The following is a 21793-nucleotide window of genomic DNA, read 5'->3' as shown; positions in this document are numbered from 1 at the left end:
CGACGCCAGGCGCCACGTGCGCGTCCATTCTCTCTGTCTCGCTTGGGATCGAACATGATCCCGCCGAAGTGGCCAAGGAACGCGGCGGCGGCATCGCGATCAGCGAAACAGTGCAGTCGCCATTGCTCCTGCTTGCCGTCTTCCCAGATCGCGATCACCGATCGCGTCCGGCAAAATAGCCCTTGCTCCTCAAGAAACCGCCGGATCAGCGTGAAGTTGTGTGCGGTGCATATGTCGTCGGGCAGCGCCACCTGGTGCGGCATATCGCGATCGATCATCGTTGGCGGCGGAATGCTACGGCTGCGGGCCGCCATTAACTGCTCAATTTCCGTCGCCTGGTTTCAAAGGCTTGCTGCAAATCGATGTCGGTCTGGTCGCGCATCGCATCGGAAAGCGATATCGCAAGGTCAAGGCTGTCCGGGTAGATCGCCATGATCCAAGCGACAGTCAGCTCTGTAATCGCCTGCTTCTGGCTGACATCTGACAGTCCACGCAGGTGCTTTGCCATCTCTTGAGCTGCTCGGCGGATGGCAGGCATTTCGCGCCTGTCGATTGCGTAGATTTCGGGCTGCTCGGCTTCGGTCGCACGCATCGGTTTCATGTTTCTGTCTCCTTTCGCAAACAGTGAACGAAAAGAGAACAAAGAGTCAAGACACCCCTTGACCGCATGGGAATATGTTCCTCATTTCAGGGGATGCCGGAACAACCCGAAAAGTGGCCACGAGGCCATGCTTGGACGCTGATGCATGCTCATGAGGCCGGGCAGGTGGCCGGAATCAGCTGTGGCAAGTGCAACCTCAAGCGCTTCTACAAGCCGCTCGAGCTGCGCGAGGTTATTGGAAACGTCACGATCGACGAGGTTCGGGAAAAGGTTAGGTGCCAGAAATGCGGCAGCCGCGAGTGGATGAACGCCGAGCTATTCCATCCAACCGGACAGCAGGCGCACACGATCCGATATAGGCGCCTGGTTCAGATCCGTTGGGAGAAACGGGTTATCTGGCGGGATGAGTGAGCATCGAGCCTACCTAATTGGGGTCGGCGACAAGCCGTGAAACTCTTCAAATTGGTCCGGGAAGTTGTGTGCCAGGTAGCGCACCACCTTGGAATTATCCATCAGATGCTCAAAATAGCGGCGAGCTGCCACCAGTTCCAGCCTCACAGAGCCACGCCGTTCTACGGCCCTCAGAAACTCACTGCTTAGCCTGCCAAGTTCTGGCGTCATCGCGCCGAGTTGATCTTCAGACACGTTGGCTATTGTCGTTGGATCGAAGCCCTCGGCCAGCAGAGGGCGCGGCGTAAAGGCGACAAGGATCTTTGTGTATGTGAATGTGACCCGCTCCATGGCAACCATCAGTCGGGCAATTTCCATTTGCCTGGCCGGGAGCACATGTCGCAGTAATCCGAAGATCTTCACCTTCACAAAGCAGTCCTGGAGGAAAGCGAGGACGTCCGGGCAAATCCCGCTGACAGGTTGCCGGCCCGCGCTGCTGCCTGCAGGCGACATGCCGGCATCCTTTGCTGTTGCCGTCTCTAACGTAGCGTCGTCGTGTAACCTTTGCATCAGGCAGTTTGGGATGGTGGCAAACCCCTCGTACATGAGCAACGAGAGAAACTCTTTGTCATTAACTATTACGCGAAGCGCTTCAGCCAGACGGACCAGGCAGCGTTCCGCTTCCTCGGTTTCTCTTATGAAATCGCGCTTGCTGCTGCACGCCGCCCTGTAGGCCGGAAACAGCTTGGGTGCGAACAGCTTCTCCTTCGACCCAGGTTGATCGGCAGCAATTTCGCGGGCGTGTCTCTGGGCGCTGCCGTGCAACGCGTTGTAGGCCGCTTCGCGGGTCAAACGACGCTTCAACCGCACCATAGGATCTCCGCACTGGCTCGCGCTGACAGCTTGACGAGGGGGTCGAGCGTGGAGAAGAGGTAGGAGTCCAGCTGCGCTCCATTGTTCGCGGCCAATTGCGATTTGCCGACGATTTCAGAAGCGGGGGCAATGAAGTAGTCGCGAATGACCAGGTCACCCGGGCGCATCCTGATCAGGGTGAAAATGTCGGCCACCGACTGGCCTTGGGTGTCCATGGACCAGAAAGGGTAGCCGTGGTCGGAAGCGCGGCAGCGTGCGATTTCGACCGCAACCGTGAACTCGTCGTTGACCCGCAAGAGGTCGGCCTCTCTGTCGTAGGTCGCCTTTCCGCCAACGCATCCGATCGCGGCCAGTAGGTCCCCGATCGCCTGTGTGCGCAGCGACGCCAGTCGCTCTCGCGATGTGATAAACTGCCAGTTCTTGGGCGGCTGATACCCAATCAATTCGTAGGCCTTCAGAAGGCTCCCGAAGCGATGATGATACAAGCTGGCCTTGGGGCAATCAGGCGCAGCGTCGATGATCGAGCTGGATAGGGCGCCGTGACGCGCCAGGACCTTCTTCAGTGCAGCCAGAACCTCATCATTGCTCACGCGCAGATGCGAATAGAGCTTTCTGTGGATGGCTTGAGCCCGATCGAACAGCCTGCGATCTACGATCGGCTCGAATGCGCCTTCCGCGCGCACCCACTGTTCAGGAGGATTGCTCACTGCCTTTGCTTTCAGCTTGCGGGAGCGCCGGTTCCAGACATTGGTGCCGACATATTTTTCATTGGTTAGGACGCTGCGCGCAGTTTCCCGCTTCCATGGTCGCCCAAGGTCCGTCAGCACGCCGCGCTTGTTTAGAAGCCTTGCCATCTCAAGCTCTGTCATGTGCGTTTTGACGAACTGACGGAAGATCCACCGAACCGTTGCAACCTCTTCAGCCGGCCCGGGCACCAAGATCGTTCTGTCGGTGTGGACGCTCTTTTGCTCGTGCTCGGAGAGAATAAGTTTTGGACGTCCCGAATGGTCTATAATCTGGCGTCTTAATCCGAGCCCTGGCTTACCACCCTGGCGGAATCCCAACCGGATCAGCCTCGCCTGCCCTATGAACGTCTTTTGCGAGAGCATGCGGCTGTGCTCGGCCGCCATGCTGCGTTTGATGGCCTTAAGCACGTCCGAGCCGATACTGCCGTCGTTCAAGAATTGCTCGGCGCAGAATTCGATCCGAACGCCGGCCATATGGCAACGGTATTCATAGGAGGCGCTTTCATCGATGTTCTGAAAACGCCCCCAGCGGCTCACATCATAGACAACGATGGTTTCGAAATCGGCGCGGCCGCTCTCCACATCGGCGAGCAAACGTTGAAGGCCAGGGCGTCCGCCTAACTTAAGGCCACTGCGACCCGCGTCCTCGTATGTGGCGACGATATCGTAACCCATTATGTCGGCATAGTTGCGGATGGCATCTTTCTGGTTGTCGATCGAGTAGGTCTGGTGCTCTCTCGACATGCGCAGATATTGCGCAGCGCGAACCCTCCGCCTCCCTTCAGGAGTGGTGCGGTTCGATGTAGCCTTGTCCATCGTCTTGCGCCGTCGTGCTGGCGCTTTAAACTAGCGGTCGATGATCGGGCGGCAAGAGGAACGGAATGCGCCAGTACGTCGGGCTGATCCACAAAGAGGACGCCAGCGATTACGGAGTGTCCTTTCCTGACTTTCCCGGTGTGGTCACGACTGGAGCAAGTCTCGAAGAGGCGCGCGAGTTAGCTGAACAGGCTTTGGCCTTTCACGCTGAAGGCCTGATCGAGGACGGCGAGGCGGTTCCTGATCCCACTTCCCTTGCGCAGGTCATGGCAGAAGCCGACCGGCGGGTGCTCACTCCGATCATGGTTCCGCTTGACGCCTGCTGAACGTCTTTCCTCTTTGGAAACCATGGCGTTCAACCGCCGCGAAACCGTGATTCACTTCGTGAGCGGGCTCCGCCGCCGTTCCGCCGCAATGCGACCGCAGTTCAGCTCCGTTCGCCCCCGTCGTCAGTCCCTGGGGCTTCAAAGGAGTTCTAGTGATGATCATCAAGAAGGCCATTCTGGCCGTGCTCATGACCGCGGCACTTGCCGGCTGCGAGACGCAGACCGAAGGCCAGCAGCGGGCCACCACCGGCGCGCTGATCGGCGGCGCCGGCGGCGCCCTGGTCGGCCAGGCGATCGGCGGCAACACCAAGAGTACGGTGATTGGCGCGGCGAGCGGCGCGCTGCTCGGCGCCGTCGTCGGCTCGGCCACCACGCCGCAGCGCCGCGGCGACCAGCTCTGCCGCTATCAGGACCGCTACGGCCGCATCTATACCGCGCCCTGCGACGACCGGTACTACAACGGCAATTATTGATTATCTGGATTCTTCCCGCTGACTTCGATCGGCGGGAGGAAGTCCACCCCGATGCCGGCGTTGATCATTCAGCGGGGCTCGGCTTCAGCACCGGCTTCCTCCGGGCGAACCAGCGCAGGACCGTGCGGCCGAGTTGCTGGCCAGGCATTTCGATGACCCTGTAGGTGACGAACGACAGAAGCAAGACCACCGGCAGCACGATCGCCAGCACGATGGCGAAGCGCAGCGGCGCGTCCATCTCCTGGCCGTAGCGGGCAATGACGAATGCCGCGACCGGCTGCAGCACCAGCAGGTGGATGAGATAGATGCTGTAGGACAGCTCGCCCAGAACATGAAAGACACCGCCACCCAGCGCCACGGCGATCTTTCTCGAAACGGTGCCCGCCAAGCCGGGCAGCATGCGGTAGAGGACAAGGGCAAAGAAGCCCAGCACCAGCGCTTCGCGTATCAGGAATTTCGAAAGCCCGTAGCTGTCGCCAAAGGGCAGCGACGCAAGCCCCATGGCCAGGGCCAGATGCAGGAGCGGCCGCGGCCGGCTTTGATGCACGATGCCGGCCAGCAGCATGCCGCAAAGGAACACCTGGATCTTCAGCGGCAGGAAGGACGGCATAGGGAAATGGATCGATAGTTGTCCAAGGAGCAGCACGCAGCCAATGCCGATCGCCGCAATCATGATGGCGCCCCAGATCCAGTCGAAGCGGCGCACCAAAAGCATGAGCGCCGGGAAGACTGCGTAGAACTGCATTTCCAGGCCAAGACTCCAGTCCGGCAGCGGCGTCCGGTAGGCGAGATTCGGAGAAAGGCCGAACAGGAATGTGAGGTGGGCGACGATGTTCTTCAGGCTGCCGTCGAGAAAGCGCTCGGGCGCCTGTGGCGCGCGCTGCAGGAAGGCATCGATGACCGTCCGTGAGTCATAGAGATAGGGCCCGAGCGCCAGTGCGAAGAACAGCATGACGTAGAACAGCGGCGCGATGCGGAAATAACGCCGTGTCCAGAATTTGAGCCAGGTCTCAGGCCGTTGCCAAGGCTCCTTGGCCTGGCGCAACTGATAATGAAACACCATCAGAAATCCGGACAGCATGATGAAGAGATCGACGCCGAGCGCAGGATCGCCAAGCACCGGAATATGCCAGCCGGTCAGGAGCAAGCAGTGACCTAGCAGCACCCACAGCGCTGCGGCGGCGCGAAGGCCGTCCAGGCATTCGATGCGTGCTGACTCGGTAAGGCTACTGTTCATGCTGCAATGCAGCATGGCGAGCGAGCCACGAATGTCAACCCGCGATGTCACCAGAAGAAGCCTTGATGCGATTCCGGCAAACATCAAGCAGACAGCAACCGCTCAAGACCGATAGCAGCTGCCGCCGATATTCGCGGCATGATCTGGCAGCTGTGCGATGCTAGCAACGCCGTTCCTGTTTCGGGTGCATGCGCGTCCGCACGACTACAACCGCTAGACGCCCGCTGGGCTGAAACAGCTAATGGTCGAATTCGGCTTCGCCGACAACGACGTGCAGGCCTTTGGCTGCAACAACTCCTGCGCCAAGGCTCATACCCGTGGGCCGGTGCGGGCTTACGGCTTGTGGCGAGACCTCAGCAACGATGAGGAATATCCGCTGAGGTCTGGGCTTTTGGAAAGAGAGCTTCACGTCTGATGAGCAGGCGCGTTTCCCGCTCGAAGACGAACCAACAAACAGTGTAGCCGCCCAAGATCAAAAGGCTGCCGGTCGGGACGTCAAACTGCCGACCCTGGTCAGCGCTTCTCGAAGCTACAAGGTTGCCATGCCCGCGAACGGGTGAGGGCAATCCAGGTTCCCACCGAGCCGGCTTGGCGGCACGGGATGCCATGCGCACCTACGCCAAGTCCAGACAGGTTCACTTGTTAAGTCCGTTCGCCATGTCCAGGTGCTGCTGCAGATGCGGCAATGTCGCCGCTGCCCAGGCCTTCAGGTCGGCCTGGTCGCCACCCTGGCTGTAGCGCTTGAAGAGATCGACCGCATCCTTGTGCGCATCGACCTGATCGGAATGATATTGCTTGGTGAAGTCACCGCCCTGCAGCGCCTTCAGATCGTTGAGGGTTGACTGTTGCTTGTCGGTCATGGCCGTGGGAAGCGTGGCTTTCACCTTTCCGCCAGTTACCAGGCCCTTCAAGTCGGCGGTCGTCTTCTCGTGGTCGGCGACCATCTGCTTGGCGAAGGCCTTCGTCGCATCGTCGGACCGTTCGAGCGCCAGCTTGCTGGATTCGATCTCGAACATGTCGCTGGTGGCTGCTTCGGTGATGAAGTCCTGCGTCGACGGCGCAACGCCCAGAACCGAATTCACGCCGGTCTTTTCCGTGGTCGAGGTCGATTGGGCCCAGGCCGGCCACGCCAGCACGAGCGCGGCGACCGTCAGAGCGAACTTTTTCATCGATTTGTCTCCGTTGTGATTTTCCAACCGAAGACGAGCCGGTTTGTTCCCCACCCGAGATGAGCGCGGCGCGCTGCACAACTACCTGACGGTCCGCCGCTCATCACGTCAGTGCATCATGTGGCCTGGCGCGTTTCGGCTTTGCGGGAACCTCGGTGCCATGGTCCGGTTATCTCGCTGCGAGGAGGTGCTCCATGAATGCGACGAAGGAATTCCTGCGCAGCTGGCTGGAGGAGAACGTCGGAAACTTGCCCGCCGATACCGAGGTCAGCGTTCCGATGCTGGCGCAGCAGTTCGAGCAGGATGCCGATGCCGCCGGCTACGGTCGCGAAGTGCGGGAGCAGGAGGTCGGGAACATCGAAGACGCCATCCAACGCGCTCTCGATAAGACCCCCGAGGGAACCGGTGAGGTGGAATCCGGTCCCGATAAGGAGAATTCACTGGCGCCGGTTGTCGATGCCCTGGAAGCCGTCGAGCCCGAGGCTTTGGGCGACGCTGAGGGTGGCACGAAGCCGGCCGGCTAGCGGCTCTCCTTCTCCAGCCTCGCGACCACCGCGTCCAGAACAGCCTTTGGGCAGGTTCTCCCTCGCGCAACGCCTTGAACCGCCATGATCCTTAGACAGCTTCGAAGCAGCCCGCGTGAGCGCTTCGAATTACAAAAAAGCTGAAAGGGGAATTGCTAGACATTGTTGCTACATCGGAGGGGGACGCAAGGGGCGACCGGGCGCGTGCCGCATTCCTGGAAGCGCGCCTAGCAGCAGCTGTCGGTTCTACCTGCTTACTGAGCCAGCGGCTGAGTGACGCGCGTCCCAGCCGCTCACGGAACAAAGGCGAGCCGCAGAGGTTCGGAGCTGCTTCCCGCAAGCCGCAGACACTTGGTCAGCAGAGGTATCCGATGACGAAGCCCCATCAAAACGACGATCCCGCCCGATCGGCACCAAGCAGCGACCGGACCGGCCAGCACACAGGGACGCACAGGGATCGGCCGCAAGAAGATCCCGCGGAAGGCTCGCGCAAGATTGTGGATCGCGAGCTCGCGCGGCAAAAGCAGTCGCCCGGGATTGAGAACGAGGAACCCGAGCAGGGCCTGCGGGATCAGGTCGAGGAAGAGACAAAGCTGCCTCAGAAAGGGTCGGCCTGATCGCGGCGAGCAGCGGCGCGACTGCCCTCATGACGGCAAAGTCCAGGCGGAACCTGCTTCTGTTGCTTGCGGCGGCAACGGCTGGGTTGGCGCTCTACAACAACCTCCTTGCGAGACGGACATTGGCCGGACGCCCGCTTGGGCGCTTCGTCCATGTCCGCGGAACGAAGCTGCATTTCCTGGAGGCGGGCCATGGGCAATCGTTGCTGCTCTTGCACGGCAACGGCGCTTCGGCGGAGGACTTCATGACAAGTGGCATCTTCGGCGAAGCCGCTGGCAAATATCGCGTGCTTGCCTTCGACAGGCCCGGCTTCGGCATGAGCCCACGCCCAATAGGCAGATCTTGGACCGCCGGCGCTCAGGCCGATCTCATCCAGGCCGCGGCGGAAAAACTCGATGTCGAGCGCTACATCGTTGTCGGGCATTCCTGGGGAGCCGCCGTGGCGCTCGAGATAGCGCGTCGGCATCCCCGATCCGTCGCCGGTGTGATCGTTGTCGCTGGTTATCATTACCCGCCGCCAAGGCTAGCGCTTGCCATCTCCTCGCTGCCAGCGGTCCCCCTGATCGGGACGGTGCTACGCCACGCCATACTGCCTTCGCTGGTCAGGCTGAACTGGCGCTGGGCGATGAAGAAGATTTTCCACCCGGCAATGATCGCGACGCCGTTCGCGGCAACGACAAGGGGATTGGCGAGCCGGCCCTCGCAGCTGCGGTCCATCTCTGCTGAATCCTTCCTGATGCTGGCGTCGGCACTGTTCCCAAATCGTCGATACGCCGACATTGCCGTCCCTGTCGGGATAATTGCCGGTGCCGGCGATCAGCTGTTCGATGCCAAGGCCGAAGCGCTGCGGCTACACGCCGAGATAAACCACTCGCTGCTGGATATCGTCTTGGCTGCCGGACATATGGTGCATCAAAGCAAGCCGCAGGCGGTTCTAGCCATGATCGACAAGGTTGCCGCTCTCGCGAGTGTTGCCGACCCGGTCTTGGAACCTCTATGATGCGGCAGCTCCAGACGCGCACCGTGGGGTGTCGATCGGTAGCGGGTGCACAGGCCCTTAAAGGACAGCCAGCAACAGTCGAGATAACGCTTCTAAAGACCTCCATGGCGCTCGTCGCCGTTGATCATCAGATCAGCCTGCGAGAGCTATTGCCAGTCCCCCAGGCCGCTCGCGTTATGGCTGGAGAAGTGCGCCACCATATTGCGCCCAAAGGTGTTCGCAGTCCCATATCCTCAAGCTTGGCGTTCTTGGTTCCCCATATAAGACCATTGCACCGCGAACGTCGTATCCAAGCACCGAGGCATTGGCGACGAACTGGATGGCGCGGCCTAAGCTGATGGCGCCGATCGGGACTTCAATTTTGCTGGTGAGGTCGATCACTCCGAAGATTTCCGCATCCGTGCCTCTGCCGGCCAAAACAGCCATCGAGATCGCATCGTCCAGGGCAAGGAGCATCGCGTGAGTCCCCCAAGGAGCAGTTGCAAACTCCAATGCGCGGAATTTGTTCCGCGTCGCTAAAAGAATCTGAGATCACCCTTCACTTTCCGTCGCCTGGTGCACATCCGTTAGGAGAAGCGAGTGATCTGGCGCTATGAGTAAATGAACAGCGGGAGCGGCCGCGACACTCTGCCCGGTGGCCAGCACGAGTGGGGCCGCCATCGATCGCAGCCGACGTTCCACCCGCCCGGAAATAGGCGATGCCGATCCAGCCGAGCAGCAGCAGGAAGGTCAGGTGGATGTGGATCTCGGTGCCGCCCACACGGAGGATCGGATAGGACCACTGCATGACGTCACTCCGTCGGGTCGGAAGCAGGCCGCGCCCGCCGAGAAGTTTTGCAGTTGCGTCAAGTGCCCTCGTCATCCGTTCGAGCGCGTCGCTCCCGCCGGCTCGCTTACAGGGATTTGGGCCGGCGCGTCATTTCCTCAAGAGACAAGACAATAGGCCTCTTCGCCCGAAATGCGCGACTCGACCATGCTGGATCCGTCTCCCAATCCCGGTCGCGGTAGCCACTGCGCTGCACGAGCTGCAAAGGGTTCTTCTCGCCATAGGCGGCGCTGGTGGCCGCGCACCTTCAGTCCCAACAGTCGCTCGGTGGCAAAGCCGACTTCCCGTCGCACGTTGAAGCGAAGGCGGGGCATCTTCCGCGTTTGCGGCAGAACCTCAGTGGGTTTCCCATCGTTTTTCAGGCGTCATTTAGAGGGCGATAACCCTCCTATGAGCGGAGGTCGAAGCCCTCTTGTCCAGTGACGCAACAAATCGTCGAGTCTCGCCCGGCACAGCACGAGAGCTTGGTGACGTCCTTTTCGACGCCCACCGCAGCCAGCGTTAGGCCCTCGACTGTGGTGAGATACGGAAAGATCGTGTCCGCAAGTTCGTCAATGGTGAGCCCCTGCCGGATCGCCAGCGTCGCGGTTTGGATGCTGTCGGCACCTTCCGGCGCGAGGATATGGGCCGAACAAACGGCCGTCGTTCACATCGTCGACAAGCTTAATCAACCCGCGGGTAAGAAGGCCACTCGGTCTCCAAAACCGCTGCTCCGTTGAAATCCTGCCATAGGTTGCGCGATCAGCGCTTAGGGCGGCCCGATTAATGCTGCGGCTTCGCACCTCAACTATGCAGCCTTCGCAGCGTGGATAGTATGAAGCATCTCGGGCTTTAGATGCGTGTAGCGTCGCAGCATCTTCCAATCCTTGTGTCCCGTAACCAGCGCCACCTGTTCGATAGTGAACCCGGCTTCGAATAGGCGGCTCGTGCCTTCGTGCCGCAAGTCGTGAAAATGAAGGTCCTGGATGCCAAGGTCAGCGCATCCTCGGCGAAAGGCGGTGCCGACTGACCGATGATTGAACGGGAAAATTCGATCATCGTCATTGCTGCGCCTTGCGCGCTGCTCCTCGACAATGGCCCACGCGTCGTACCCGGTTGCGGCGAACAGCGGTATGCGCTGATTGTTCCCCTTCTTGTTGCGTGGGTCTTTGCGGTCGCGGATCAGAAGCATTCGCGTGCGAGAATCCAGATCGGACCAACGTGCCTTGCAGATTTCCTCCTGACGCATCGCGGTTGCGACGGCAAAACGTATAATGCGGCCAACCGGCGCTATCTGAAGTGGGTTTAAATCGAAGTGAGCGACTAGTCTGTCGAGCTCGTCCTGGGTCGGCCGCCTGTCGCGCTCACATCCCTTGCCGACCAGGCCGAGGCGCTTAAGCGCGATACGGGCGAGATCGACGGATTCCACCTTAGTCGGGAGACCGTGGACGGCCGCAGCATGGGACAGGACAAGCTTTACGAAGCCGATATCGATACCGAGCGTCATCGGGCCGGCACCCTGGGCGGCGCGCTCGCGGCCGAACTGAATGAGCCGTTCGCGATCGAGAGCTGCGATGCTGCTCTTGCCAAGATGTCTTCGGATCATATCGAGGGCCGCGGCCTTGGAGCGGCGAGGGGACTTGCCTACATCGCGCATGTCGTCGATATGGAGGTCGATGAGTTCGCCGAAGGTCTTAAGACGCGCAATGCGGGACTTGGTCGGCGTCTCTCCACGATCGATTTGGCGTTCGGTTTCGGTCGCCCAGCGGCGTGCGTCGTCGCGGCGCAGGAAGGTCTCGCTGACGTAGCGACCTTTGCGACGGACTTGCACGCGCCAGGAACCGGACGAGAGCTTTGTGTAGGTGGCCATATTTTCGTGTGCGCTCCGTGTGCACTGAGAGATCGAAACGTGGCGAAAAAGGTCGTATTCTGGCGTAAATTCGGTTTGGCCCGTTAGGAGCTAAGAATTTGATGCTAAATAAAAAATGCTTATAAATCAAGGGCATACAGTGGCCGTGGCCCCGATGATGGATTGGACGGATCGGCATTGCCGGTTCTTCCATCGTCAGCTGACGCGCCGCGCGCTGCTTTACACCGAGATGGTGGTGGCGGATGCGGTCATCCATGGCGCGCGCGAAAGACTGCTCGGTTTCGACAACGTCGAGCACCCGGTTGCGCTACAACTTGGCGGATCGGATACCGCAAAGCTCGCCGAGGCAGCGCGGATCGGCGAAGCCTTCGGCTATGACGAGATCAATCTCAATGTCGGCTGCCCATCCGACCGCGTCCAGTCGGGGACGTTCGGCGCCTGCCTGATGAAGACGCCGGTTCTGGTCGCCGAGTGCGTCGCGGCGATGAAGGCCGCGGTGAAAATCCCCGTCACGGTCAAATGCCGTATCGGCGTCGACGATCAAGACCCGGGGCCCGCGCTCGACACGCTCGCCGACGGCGTGCTCGCCGCCGGCGCCGACGCGCTCTGGGTGCACGCCCGCAAGGCTTGGCTGGAAGGGCTGAGCCCCAAGGAAAACCGCGAGATCCCGCCGCTCGACTATTCGCGCGTCTACCGGCTGAAGGCCAGAAAGCCGGACGAATTCATCGGCATCAACGGCGGCATCCAGTCGCTCGCCGAGGCGTCGGCGCATCTTTCCCATGTCGACGGCGTGATGCTCGGCCGCGCGGCCTATCATACGCCGGGGATCCTGACCGGCATCGATGCCGCCTTCTATGGCGAGGCGCCTGCCGCCTTCGATTATTCGGCGCTGATCGATGCCATGGCCGGCTATGCCGCGCGCCATATCGAGCGGGGCGGGCGGCTCGGTCACATTACCCGCCATATGGTCGGACTGTTCCACAGCTTGCCCGGCGCGCGCCGCTTCCGGCAGATCCTCTCCACCGACGCGAACAAACCCGGCGCCGGGCCGGAGGTGCTGAAGACCGCGTTTTTGGCAATCGATTTCACGGCGGCGGAAGCCGAGGCGGCCTGACTGTCGGTTAAAGCGTGTCGCGCCGCATACTACTGCTGCGCGACACGCATCAGTCCCGCAGGATCATGCGGTCGCCGCGTACGTCGAAGCCCGACAATGAGCCGATGAAGTTCATGCCGAGCAGGCTTTGGTCCAGCATGCCGGGCGCGGCGACCATCACCGACATGTCCTTGCGCACGATGCCGCCGATCGCCACTTCGTCGGTTCTGACCGTCGCAGCGCGCGCCATGCCGTTGGCCGTGGCGACATCCACGCTGTAGCTTAGCGCCGCCGGGTTGAACCCCGCGGCTTGAGCATCTTCGGACGTCAGCACCGTGCTGGTCGCGCCGGTGTCCACCACCGCCCGCACCGGCGTGCCGTTGACCAGGATCCGGGCTTCGAAATGGCCGTTGTCGGCTTTGTCGAGCGTGACGGTCGGGCGGCCATTCTCCACGCCGAGCGCCAGCGGGCTGCCCGGGACAAAGCCGGCGGTGACGCGGCTCGCCACATCCTGCAACTCGTAGCGATACTGATAGCCGGCGATCAGAACGAGGATCAGTGCGGCCCAGACACCGATATTGCGTGCCATGTCGCCCAGCGGCCGGCCGGAGCGGAGCAGGCTCGCACCGATCACCATGACCAGCACGCCGACCCAGATCAGCCGGCCGAAATCATTGTTGTTCATGCCGAAAGTGCGGCCGGCCGAATTGTTGAGCATGAGCAGCACGACCCCGACGCCGATCACCGCCATGACGATCCAGAACAACCGGTTCATCGGTTTCTTCTCACAGAACGCCGCGCTCGCGCGCCATGCGGGTACGCCGGGTTTCGCGGCGCGGCCGCCGCTCGACCGTTTCAAGTCGCGCCGGCAGTTCGGCCATCACTGATCGGCGCGTTTCGGGGGTCATTGCGAGCCAGGCGGAAATCTCGTCGCGCGTACGGCCGCAACCAAAGCAGAAGCCGGTTTTCATATCGATCGAACAGACCAGGATGCAGGGAGATTCGATGGCGGTCATGCTGTTCTCTTGCCTTTATTCCACATGGTGCAACCGCCGGAGCAATGCAAGCCCTCCGCATTGCGCCGCAAGGCGACGCGTTCGCGGCATCGTCAGGCGGTTGTGCCGGCTGGAGAAGGCGGCTATGCCGCTTGCGACTTCCGCAACCAACCGCGACCGACATAATGCCTGCTAAGCCTTTCGACGATTTCCGAAGCCTTCTGGCGGCATTGCCGCCGGCCGACGATGCGGCGAGCGCCCGTGTCCGGGCGCTTTTCGCCAAAGCGGCAAAGCCGAAGGAATCGCTCGGCCGCGTCGAGGACGTCGCGGCCTGGATTGGTGCCTGGAGCGGGCGCGCGCCGCCGGCGATCAATCGGCCTCTGGTGGCGATCTTCGCCGGCAATCACGGCGCCGTCAGGCACGGCATCTCGCCGCGGCCGGTGGCGGCGACCGCAAATGAAGTCGAACTCTGCGCCGCCGGCGGCGCCGCGATCAACCAGGTCTGCATCGCCAACGATCTCGGCCTGAAAGTCTTCGACCTCGCCTTGGATATCTCCACGGGCGACATCACCGAGGAGGCCGCGCTCGATGAACGCGGCTGCGCCGCGACCATGGCCTTCGGCATGGAAGCGGTCGCCGGTGGCGCCGACCTCCTTTGCCTGGGCGATCTCGGGGTCGGCAATTCGACGATCGCCGCCGCCCTTTGCGCCGCGCTGTTCGGAGGCGACGGGACCGATTGGGTCGGGCCGGGGTCGGGTGCCGATGCGACGATGATGGCGCGCAAAGCCGAGGTCGTGGATCGGGCGCTGGCATTCCATGGCCCGGGTCTGGGAGACCCGCTCGAGGTTTTGCGCAGGGTCGGCGGGCGCGAATTCGCGGCGATCTGCGGCGCCATTCTCGCGGCGCGCATGGAGAAGATTCCTGTCCTGCTCGACGGGTTCGCGGCGACAGCGGCGGCCGCCGTCCTTTATGCGGCCAATCCCGGCGCGCTCGATCATTGCCTGCTTGCCGGCCTGTCGCCGGAACCCGGCCACGCCAAGGCGGCCGAAAGGCTCGGATTGCGGCCGCTGTTCGATTTCGGGATCAGCCATGGCGAAGGGGTAGGGGCTGCTCTCGCTGCCGGTATCGTCAAGGCCGCGGCGTTGACCAGCTCGGGCATGGCGCTGGCTGTGCGGCTTTAGCGCCCGGCGACTCAGCGGCGTCCGCGCGCGGCGACCGTCTTGGTCGGCAGGGCCGGCAATTCCTCCATCACCCGGCTCAACGGGAAGATGGCGATCGCCTCGGTGCCTTCGCGCAGCTTGGAATGAAGCTCGAACTCGCCGCCATGCATGGCGAGCAGGCCCTGCACGATCGGCAGGCCGAGGCCGGTTCCCTGTTCGGCGCTCTTGATGGCGATCGAGCCCTGGCCGAAGGCGGAAAGCACCACCGGGATTTCCTCTTCCGGTATGCCCGGGCCGTTGTCCTTGACCGAAATGTACTGGCCGCCGCCGGCGGTCCAGCCGACACGCACGCGCACTTCGCCCCCTGAAGGGGTGAACTTGATCGAATTGGACAGGAGGTTGAGCGTGATCTGCCTGACGGCACGCTCGTCGGCGAAGAGGCGCGGCAGGGTCTCCTCGAACTCCTGGATGATACGGATGTCCTTGTTGCGGGCGCGCAGCTCCATCATGTGGCAGCAGTCCTCGACGATGGTCACCAGCACGACCGGCTCCTCGTTGAGCTGGTAGCGGCCGGCCTCGATGCGCGACAGGTCGAGGATCTCATTGATCAGGTCGAGCAGGTGCTGTCCGGACTCATGCACGTCATGGGCATAATCGCGGTAGGTCGGATTGCTCATCGGCCCCAGCACTTCATTGGCCATCACTTCGGAGAAGCCAAGGATGGCGTTGAGCGGCGTCCGGAGCTCGTGGCTCATCGAGGCGAGAAAACGCGATTTCGCCAGATTGGCGTCCTCGGCGCGCCGCCTTGCTTCATCCGACATCGATTTCGCGGTCTCCAGCTCGGCGATCAGCGCGTCCTTCTCCGAGCGGAAGGAGAGCAGCATCAGCGAAGCCTGATTGAGATGGCGCGCTACGTAACCGAAGAAGGGAAGCGCCGCGATGAGCAAGGCCGCCATCGTGGCCTCGATCGGCGTCCACAGGCGCATGACGGTGTAGACATAAACGGCAACGGGAATGGCAAAGGTCGCGAACAGCGCGCCGCCAAGCGAGGAGGCCATCACGGCCGTCGTCGCCATGGCGATCAGCAGCACCATGGCCTTGGCAACATGGAACTGGTCGATCTGGCATGTGGCGCAGCCGACCCAGGCGAACCACGCCCAGCCGAGGCCGCAGAGGAAATGGCCGATCAGGAAGTCGCGACGCGTCTGCGCCGGGTCGAGTTCGGCCGCCTCGGTCCGCTCCACACGACGCGCCATGAACGCGACGATCGTGTAGCAAAGCAGCGTCGACAGGGCCCAGATTGTGATCTGGCTGTCCAGACCCGCCAGCCGGCCGATGGCCGCCACGGCAAGCACGAGCAAGGGGATCGCAAGCGCGCTGACCGACATGGCGCGCGCATGCAGCTTCAGCAGTTCACGGTCGAAATCGAGGCTGCCCGCCTGCTGCGAAAGGCGGTCGCGCGTCTTGCGCACCGCGCGCGCCACATCGCTGTTGCGGTGCGGTTTACGGCGGTCCACAATAAATTTATCCGCTGTGTTCGAGCGTTGCAAAGGCATACAGACTTCAATTTCTGCGCGCAGCGACTTCCGGTTCGTTAAGCTACGTTCGAATGATTAAGAGACTGTTTGCCATATGAGCCGTTTCGGGCCGCGAGGACCGCGCCGACACTACGCGGCAAGCCGGCCGCGAAGCTACTGGCGCAAGCTGCTGGACTACGGACTTGCCATCCTTCTGCTTGGTTTGCTCATCCTGGTGGCGGCACGCCTCGACCGCTTCGAGAGGCGCCAGGAGCAAGGCACGGCGATCGTCAATGACGGCGATTCGATCACGCTCGGGGCCGAGCGCATCCGCATGCGCGGCATTGACGCTCCGGAGTATCAGCAGACCTGCCAAAAGGCCGGCGCCGACTATCCCTGCGGCAAGCTGGCGCGGCAGTCGCTGGTGCGCCTGATCGCCGGCAGGCCTGTTGCCTGCAGCGGCTGGGAGCGCGACCGCTACGGCCGCCTGCTCGGCGATTGCAAGGCAGGCGACACCGACCTAAACCAGGCCCAGGTGCAGGCCGGGTGGGCGGTTGCCTTCGGCGATTTCGAGACCGAGGAAGCAGCGGCGAGAGCGGCCAAGGCCGGCATCTGGGCAGGCACCTTCGCGGAGCCGCAGGACTGGCGCGACAGCCATCACGGCGCGCCGGTCGAACGAAAGCATGGCACGCTGGCCTCGTTCGGCGATGCAGTGCGCGAATTTGTTCGCTTCTGGTGATGGGCTGACCAGCGCCTTATGATCCGGTGGATAAGCTGGAGGATGGAATGAAGCTGTTCGATGGCGGTCGCGCCCCCAATCCCCGGCGCGTGCGCGTCTTCCTCGCCGAGAAGGGGCTGATGGTGCCGCTGGTGCCTGTCGACATGGGCGCGCTGGAGCATCGCGGCGAGCAGGTGGCTGAGCGCAATCCGCTGCGGCGCCTGCCGGTGCTCGAGCTCGACGACGGCACCATCATCACCGAATCGATCGCCATTTGCCGCTATTTCGAGGAATTGCATCCCGAGCCCGCTTTGTTCGGCACGGGCGCGCTCGGCAAGGCAAAAGTCGAGATGTGGCAAAGACGCTTGGAATTGAACCTGATGAGCAGCGTCGCCGCCGCTTTCCGGCACATCCATCCGGCGATGAAGGAATGGGAAGTGCCGCAAATTCCGGAATGGGGCGAGGCCAACAAACCGAAGGCGATCGAATTCCTGCACCTGCTCGACGACGAACTGGCGGAGCGCGAATTCGCCGCCGGCGATGCCTATTCGGTCGCCGACATCACCGGCATGATCGCCATCGACTTCATGAAACCAGCGCGTATCAAGGTGCCGGAGGAATGCACGAACGTGCTGCGCTGGTATGCGGCGCTTACAAGCCGGCCAAGCGCGATGGCCTGAGTGACAGCAATTGGATAATCCGCCGGACATGATCGAACCGCTGCCGCGCCTCGTCGAAAGGGTGCGGGCCTGCCGCATCTGTGTCAACCAGCCGCTTGGCCGGCCTTTGCCGCATGAGCCGCGGCCGGTGCTGCAGCCGTCCTCCACGGCGCGCATCCTGCTTGCCGGCCAGGCGCCGGGCACCAAGGTGCATGTGTCGGGCATGCCGTTCACCGACGCTTCGGGAGACCGGCTGAGAGATTGGCTCGGTGTCAGCAGCAAGGAGTTCTACGACGCCGAAAAATTCGCCATCGTGCCGATGGGCTTTTGCTTTCCCGGACAGGATGCCAAGGGCGGCGACCTGCCGCCGCGTCGCGAATGCGCTCCGGCCTGGCGCCCGGACCTAATGGCGCTGATGCCGCAGATCGACCTGGTGCTGACCATCGGCGGTTATGCGCAGGCATGGCATATGGGCACGACACGCCTGCCGTCACTGACCGAGACGGTCAGGAACTGGCGCGCCATATGGGATCGACCGTCCCTGCCGAAAGTGCTGCCGCTGCCGCATCCATCGTGGCGAAACACCGGCTGGCTGAAGAAGAATCCCTGGTTTGAAATGGATTTGCTGCCCTTCCTGAGGGCAGAAATCCGCTATCGCATCGATTAGGCATTCTGCAAGAAATCACTCGCATTTACCGCCATCGGCAGAATTTCTTTCTTGTGAAAGGCTCTGATAAAAGGGATTATAGCCAAACTATTCCCCTGGAGCCTCCCATGGATCGCCTCGATAGAAAAATTCTCCGCCTTTTGCAGGAGGACGCGACGCTCGCGGTCGCCGATGTCGCCAAGAAAGTCGGCTTGTCGACGACGCCATGCTGGCGGCGCATCCAGAAACTCGAGGAAGAAGGCGTCATCAAGCGGCGCGTCGCCATCCTCGATCATGAGAAGGTCAATGTGCGCGTCACCGTCTTCGTGTCGATCCGCACCAATTCGCACAGCCATGAATGGCTGCGGCGCTTCTCCGAGGTCATCCAGGAATTCCCGGAAGTGGTCGAGTTCTACCGCATGAGCGGCGACGTCGATTACCTCTTACGCGTCGTGGTTCCAGACATCGCCGCCTACGACGCTTTCTACAAGCGGCTGATCGCCAAGATCGAGATACGCGACGTCTCGTCGTCCTTCGCCATGGAGCAGATCAAGTACACGACCGAAATTCCGCTCGACTATATGGTGCTGGACAAGGAATCGGGCGCGAACGCGGCGTAGACGCCAGGCCGGGCCGGCAGGCCTTAGTTCTTCTTCTTGTTGAGGAAATTCCACGGCGAGTTGACCGGGAGCGTAACCGTGTCCGGCACGCTGTCGACGCCCGCCACCTCGGCCTTGCGCATGGTGTAGCCGGACTGGACGATCGAGACGCCATCGAGGATGAAAAGCTGGCTTTTCTCCATGCCGGGCTTCAGCACGCCGGTGACGGCGACCGGTTCGTAAGCCTCTTTCATCCTGTAGGGATGCGCCGGGCTCACCAGCACGATCTGGTTGGGTGGCGGCGTCGGCATGTGGCTGCAGGCGCCCGTCCACGGCACCAGCAGGAACTGGTAGATAAGATCGCCGTCACGATCGACCGGCAATGCATAGCCGGCTAATTGTATCGTCTTGTCCTGCAAGTTGAGCGACAAGGTCTCGCCATGGTCGGGCAGCTTTGCCGCGATCATCGGCAGGTTCGCGTCCTCGGCGGTCGCCTGCGTCGCGGGGCGCAGATCCTTCCAGAGGATATGCGCGGGTTCCGCCGAGGCATCGGCTCCCGTGGCTGCGAGGAGGAGCGCAGCCGCCAGCGCCGCGCATGACTTGAAACGCTTGCTCATGGTCGCTCCATCTTCCGCCAGTCCATTTGCTGAATCGAGTAAAAGCGTCGTGACCGATCCATGCTCAACGGTTCAGCCGCAATACATGCCGGCGCGTGCCGGCGGTACCGGTCTCATGGAAGCCCCTCGTAGTAAACATGTCGCGAAAACCCATGAAGCGGTAGCTGGGTGCTGCCTCATCGACGGGATAGGCTTCAATGACACGCGCGCCTTTGCTGAAGGCATGGTCGATCGCCGCGTCAAGCAAAGCGGAGGCCAGTCCGCCGCCGCGCAATGCCCTCGGCACATAGAAGCAGACGATCGACCAGATGCCGGTCTCGCTGTCGTCCTGCTGCTTTGAAAGTTTCCGGTAGGTCTCGCGCGGCGCCACCGAGCACCAGCCGACCGGCCTGCCGTCCATCTCCGCGATGATGCCGACCGGGGTGCCTTTGTCGATGAGCGCCATCATCATGCGCTTCCTCTCGTCGTTCTGAATGTGTTCGCGGGTGGAATGGCGCCAGGCCATGCACCAGCAATATTTCGGTGCGCCGGGCTGCTCGAACAGGTTTTCGAAGTCGGCGCGTGTCTCTGGCGTCACCCCGACGAACCGAATCCCGGCAAGGTCAGGCTTTTGCGACTGCGAGCCTTTCGAGCTGTCTGGCATCCGTCAGTTCCTTCACCGCATCCTTGCCGATCCAGCGCGCCGTCTTGTCGGACGATGCCGCCAATCTTTCCGCCAGCGCAAGGGCAGGGGCGTGCAGGCTCATTGAGCGCTTGCCGATCTGCCGCAGCGCCCAATTGACCGCCTTGCGGACGAAATTGCGCGGATCGCCGGCATGCTTCTCGATCAGCGGCAGATAGGCGAGGAAGGTCGCGTCCGGCTCTTTCTTGAGATGCACCGCGCTCCAGGCCAACATGGCAAAGGCGGTGCGGCGAACGAATTCGCGTTCGTCTTCGGCAAACTCGTCGATCAATTCACGCCAGAATGGTGATTCGGCGAACAAGTCGGCAACGGTGTCGACGATCTCCCAGCTGTCGAAATCCGCGGCCCAGCGCCGGCATTGATCGATATCGACCTTCTTCGGCTCGCCGGTGAAGGCGGCCATCAGCCGCGCTTCGCGGATGCCGCTGTTCCAGAGCTGCAGCGACCGCTCGTGGTTCTTCTTCAGCTTGCGCGCCAGCGGCCGCAATTGTGAATTGCCGACGCCGAGCGCGCTGGCGGTGTTGATGCCGAAGCGCGCCATGCCCGCCCGGTTGTCCTCGGTGCCGACCGAACGCAAATGAGCGACGATGTCGTCGGCGCTCCAGCTCGGATCGGGCAGTGGCATCGTCACCTATCTTTCCAGGCGCGCCAGCAGCGAGGACGTGTCCCAGCGCTTGCCGCCCATGTCCTGCACATCCTTGTAGAACTGGTCGACCAATGCCGTCACCGGCAACTTGGCGCCGTTGCGATTGGCCTCCGCCAGGCAGATGCCGAGATCCTTGCGCATCCAATCGACGGCGAAGCCGAAATCGTATTTGCCGGCGTTCATTGTCTTGTGGCGGTTCTCCATCTGCCAGGAACCGGCCGCGCCCTTGGAGATCACCTCGATGACCTTCTCGATGTCGAGGCCAGCCTTCTTGCCGAAATGGATGCCCTCGGCCAGGCCCTGGACGAGGCCGGCGATGGCGATCTGGTTGATCATCTTGGTCAACTGGCCTGCGCCAGCCGATCCCATCAGGCCGACCATGCGAGCGTAGGCGTCGATGACGGGCCTGGCCTTGTCGAAGGCGGCCTCATCGCCGCCGACCATAACGGTCAGCACGCCGTTCTCGGCCCCGGCCTGTCCGCCTGACACCGGCGCGTCGAGGAAGGAGAAGCCCGCCTTGCGCGCGGCGTCGTCAAGCTCGCGCGCGACCTCGGCCGACGCTGTGGTGTTGTCGATGAAGACGGCACCCTTCTTCATCGCGGTGAAGGCGCCGCTCGCACCTGTGGTGACCGAGCGCAGATCATCGTCATTGCCGACGCAGGAGAAGACGAAGTCCTTGCCCTCGGCTGCTTCGGCCGGCGTCAGCGCCAGTTTGCCGCCATGCTGGGCCACCCACTGCTCGGCCCTTGCCTTGGTGCGGTTGTAGACGGTGACGTCATGGCCGCCCTTGTTCCTGAGGTGCCCGGCCATCGGATAGCCCATGACGCCAAGACCGAGAAATGCAACCGATGCCATAAGCCTGCCTTCCAACAAAACACAGTTTCCAGTGGCGGAAGGTCTAGGCCAAGCGAAAAATTCGTCAAGGCACGCAGAGCCGCTTCGGCTGGTGCAGGCGGCCGGGGTGGCGATCTAAGTCTTTGTTTTATGCATGTCGTTTCCCCTAAAACCGCTGC

At 62.1% G+C, this 21793-nt stretch carries 27 protein-coding genes and 1 pseudogene; 13 read left to right on the top strand and 15 right to left on the bottom strand.

The window, feature by feature from the left end:
* Positions 1-313: 313 nt before the first annotated feature.
* Entirely contained in the window at positions 314-601 is a 288-nt protein-coding gene (locus FJ425_RS00705; protein WP_140542414.1) for a hypothetical protein, read from the bottom strand.
* A 141-nt stretch (positions 602-742) separates the two neighbouring features.
* On the opposite strand from FJ425_RS00705, the gene FJ425_RS00700 reads away from it, so the two are divergent.
* A complete protein-coding gene (locus tag FJ425_RS00700) occupies positions 743-1012 on the top strand; it encodes a hypothetical protein (RefSeq protein WP_140542415.1) in 270 nt (89 codons plus the stop codon).
* A 9-nt stretch (positions 1013-1021) separates the two neighbouring features.
* Here the strand turns inward: FJ425_RS00700 and FJ425_RS00695 are convergent, their stop codons facing one another.
* Positions 1022-1864, bottom strand: a complete 843-nt coding sequence (locus FJ425_RS00695; RefSeq protein WP_140720985.1) for a plasmid partitioning protein RepB C-terminal domain-containing protein — start codon at positions 1862-1864, stop codon at positions 1022-1024.
* The gene (locus FJ425_RS00690) at positions 1852-3426 is read right to left on the bottom strand and encodes a recombinase family protein (protein WP_140720982.1); all 1575 of its coding nucleotides are present in this window, start codon (positions 3424-3426) and stop codon (positions 1852-1854) included. Before FJ425_RS00690 ends, FJ425_RS00695 begins: the two co-directional genes overlap by 13 nt.
* A gap of 65 nt (positions 3427-3491) precedes the next feature.
* Here FJ425_RS00690 and FJ425_RS00685 point away from each other — a divergent pair, with 65 nt between their 5' ends.
* Both FJ425_RS00685 and FJ425_RS00680 read left to right on the top strand, forming a co-directional pair.
* The gene (locus FJ425_RS00685; protein ID WP_140542418.1) at positions 3492-3752 is read left to right on the top strand and encodes a type II toxin-antitoxin system HicB family antitoxin; all 261 of its coding nucleotides are present in this window, start codon (positions 3492-3494) and stop codon (positions 3750-3752) included.
* Positions 3753-3907: 155 nt separating this feature from the next.
* Positions 3908-4225, top strand: a complete 318-nt coding sequence (locus FJ425_RS00680; protein WP_127234358.1) for a YMGG-like glycine zipper-containing protein — start codon at positions 3908-3910, stop codon at positions 4223-4225.
* A gap of 64 nt (positions 4226-4289) precedes the next feature.
* Here the strand turns inward: FJ425_RS00680 and FJ425_RS00675 are convergent, their stop codons facing one another.
* Positions 4290-5462, bottom strand: a complete 1173-nt coding sequence (locus FJ425_RS00675; RefSeq protein ID WP_140542419.1) for an acyltransferase — start codon at positions 5460-5462, stop codon at positions 4290-4292.
* 241 nt (positions 5463-5703) lie between these two features.
* Between FJ425_RS00675 and FJ425_RS32440 the strand changes: the two genes are divergently transcribed.
* Positions 5704-5877 (top strand): hypothetical protein, encoded by a 174-nt coding sequence (locus tag FJ425_RS32440; protein WP_348640650.1) that lies wholly within the window; start codon positions 5704-5706, stop codon positions 5875-5877.
* Between the two features lie 220 nt (positions 5878-6097).
* Here FJ425_RS32440 and FJ425_RS00665 read toward each other — a convergent pair whose 3' ends face one another.
* Positions 6098-6631 (bottom strand): DUF4142 domain-containing protein, encoded by a 534-nt coding sequence (locus FJ425_RS00665; RefSeq protein ID WP_140542420.1) that lies wholly within the window; start codon positions 6629-6631, stop codon positions 6098-6100.
* 194 nt (positions 6632-6825) lie between these two features.
* Between FJ425_RS00665 and FJ425_RS00660 the strand changes: the two genes are divergently transcribed.
* The 3 genes from FJ425_RS00660 to FJ425_RS00650 all read left to right on the top strand — a co-directional run bounded on the left by FJ425_RS00660 (position 6826) and on the right by FJ425_RS00650 (position 8773).
* Complete coding sequence (locus FJ425_RS00660) at positions 6826-7155, top strand: DUF768 domain-containing protein (RefSeq protein ID WP_140542421.1); 330 nt, start codon at positions 6826-6828, stop codon at positions 7153-7155.
* Between the two features lie 371 nt (positions 7156-7526).
* On the top strand, positions 7527-7772 hold the full coding sequence (locus tag FJ425_RS00655) for a hypothetical protein (protein WP_140542422.1): 246 nt from the start codon (positions 7527-7529) through the stop codon (positions 7770-7772).
* A 212-nt stretch (positions 7773-7984) separates the two neighbouring features.
* Positions 7985-8773: an alpha/beta hydrolase gene (locus tag FJ425_RS00650; protein ID WP_246676358.1), complete on the top strand. Its 789-nt coding sequence runs from the start codon at positions 7985-7987 to the stop codon at positions 8771-8773.
* A gap of 174 nt (positions 8774-8947) precedes the next feature.
* Here FJ425_RS00650 and FJ425_RS00645 read toward each other — a convergent pair whose 3' ends face one another.
* From FJ425_RS00645 to FJ425_RS00635, 3 genes and pseudogenes are all read right to left on the bottom strand, one after another.
* Entirely contained in the window at positions 8948-9229 is a 282-nt protein-coding gene (locus FJ425_RS00645; RefSeq protein WP_140542424.1) for a hypothetical protein, read from the bottom strand.
* A 758-nt stretch (positions 9230-9987) separates the two neighbouring features.
* Positions 9988-10279: pseudogene (locus FJ425_RS00640) on the bottom strand (hypothetical protein); the annotation flags it as partial.
* A 107-nt stretch (positions 10280-10386) separates the two neighbouring features.
* Positions 10387-11448, bottom strand: a complete 1062-nt coding sequence (locus tag FJ425_RS00635) for a site-specific integrase (RefSeq protein ID WP_140542425.1) — start codon at positions 11446-11448, stop codon at positions 10387-10389.
* A gap of 115 nt (positions 11449-11563) precedes the next feature.
* Here FJ425_RS00635 and dusA point away from each other — a divergent pair, with 115 nt between their 5' ends.
* The gene (dusA, locus tag FJ425_RS00630) at positions 11564-12562 is read left to right on the top strand and encodes a tRNA dihydrouridine(20/20a) synthase DusA (protein ID WP_140720979.1); all 999 of its coding nucleotides are present in this window, start codon (positions 11564-11566) and stop codon (positions 12560-12562) included.
* 49 nt (positions 12563-12611) lie between these two features.
* On the opposite strand, the gene FJ425_RS00625 is transcribed toward dusA, so the two are convergent.
* Positions 12612-13316, bottom strand: coding sequence for a TIGR02281 family clan AA aspartic protease (locus FJ425_RS00625; RefSeq protein WP_140720976.1), 705 nt, complete (start codon positions 13314-13316; stop codon positions 12612-12614).
* Between the two features lie 10 nt (positions 13317-13326).
* Entirely contained in the window at positions 13327-13557 is a 231-nt protein-coding gene (locus tag FJ425_RS00620) for a DUF1289 domain-containing protein (protein ID WP_140542428.1), read from the bottom strand.
* A gap of 161 nt (positions 13558-13718) precedes the next feature.
* On the opposite strand from FJ425_RS00620, the gene FJ425_RS00615 reads away from it, so the two are divergent.
* Complete coding sequence (locus tag FJ425_RS00615; protein ID WP_140721582.1) at positions 13719-14717, top strand: nicotinate-nucleotide--dimethylbenzimidazole phosphoribosyltransferase; 999 nt, start codon at positions 13719-13721, stop codon at positions 14715-14717.
* A gap of 11 nt (positions 14718-14728) precedes the next feature.
* Here FJ425_RS00615 and FJ425_RS00610 read toward each other — a convergent pair whose 3' ends face one another.
* Positions 14729-16252 carry a HAMP domain-containing sensor histidine kinase gene (locus FJ425_RS00610; RefSeq protein WP_140542429.1) on the bottom strand — a complete coding sequence of 508 codons (1524 nt, stop codon included), beginning with the start codon at positions 16250-16252 and terminating at the stop codon, positions 14729-14731.
* Between the two features lie 76 nt (positions 16253-16328).
* Between FJ425_RS00610 and FJ425_RS00605 the strand changes: the two genes are divergently transcribed.
* The 4 genes from FJ425_RS00605 (at position 16329) to FJ425_RS00590 (ending at position 18856) form a co-directional block, all read left to right on the top strand.
* Positions 16329-16952 carry a thermonuclease family protein gene (locus FJ425_RS00605; RefSeq protein WP_140720973.1) on the top strand — a complete coding sequence of 208 codons (624 nt, stop codon included), beginning with the start codon at positions 16329-16331 and terminating at the stop codon, positions 16950-16952.
* 47 nt (positions 16953-16999) lie between these two features.
* Positions 17000-17611, top strand: a complete 612-nt coding sequence (locus FJ425_RS00600) for a glutathione S-transferase (RefSeq protein WP_140720970.1) — start codon at positions 17000-17002, stop codon at positions 17609-17611.
* A gap of 28 nt (positions 17612-17639) precedes the next feature.
* Positions 17640-18257: a uracil-DNA glycosylase family protein gene (locus tag FJ425_RS00595; RefSeq protein WP_140542432.1), complete on the top strand. Its 618-nt coding sequence runs from the start codon at positions 17640-17642 to the stop codon at positions 18255-18257.
* Between the two features lie 107 nt (positions 18258-18364).
* A complete protein-coding gene (locus FJ425_RS00590) occupies positions 18365-18856 on the top strand; it encodes an Lrp/AsnC family transcriptional regulator (RefSeq protein WP_006205209.1) in 492 nt (163 codons plus the stop codon).
* Between the two features lie 23 nt (positions 18857-18879).
* Here FJ425_RS00590 and FJ425_RS00585 read toward each other — a convergent pair whose 3' ends face one another.
* The 4 genes from FJ425_RS00585 to FJ425_RS00570 all read right to left on the bottom strand — a co-directional run bounded on the left by FJ425_RS00585 (position 18880) and on the right by FJ425_RS00570 (position 21635).
* Positions 18880-19452 (bottom strand): DUF3299 domain-containing protein, encoded by a 573-nt coding sequence (locus tag FJ425_RS00585; RefSeq protein ID WP_140720967.1) that lies wholly within the window; start codon positions 19450-19452, stop codon positions 18880-18882.
* Between the two features lie 64 nt (positions 19453-19516).
* Positions 19517-20095, bottom strand: a complete 579-nt coding sequence (locus FJ425_RS00580) for a GNAT family N-acetyltransferase (protein WP_140720964.1) — start codon at positions 20093-20095, stop codon at positions 19517-19519.
* Complete coding sequence (locus tag FJ425_RS00575) at positions 20055-20759, bottom strand: DNA alkylation repair protein (protein ID WP_140721579.1); 705 nt, start codon at positions 20757-20759, stop codon at positions 20055-20057. Before FJ425_RS00575 ends, FJ425_RS00580 begins: the two co-directional genes overlap by 41 nt.
* Before the next feature lie 6 nt (positions 20760-20765).
* Positions 20766-21635, bottom strand: coding sequence for an NAD(P)-dependent oxidoreductase (locus FJ425_RS00570; protein ID WP_140628037.1), 870 nt, complete (start codon positions 21633-21635; stop codon positions 20766-20768).
* Positions 21636-21793 lie beyond the last annotated feature (158 nt).

It is taken from the genome of Mesorhizobium sp. B2-7-2 (genome assembly GCF_006440775.1).
Lineage (GTDB): Bacteria > Pseudomonadota > Alphaproteobacteria > Rhizobiales > Rhizobiaceae > Mesorhizobium.
Note: the sequence above shows the minus strand (reverse complement) of the source record. Positions and strands in the feature narration are given on the sequence as shown.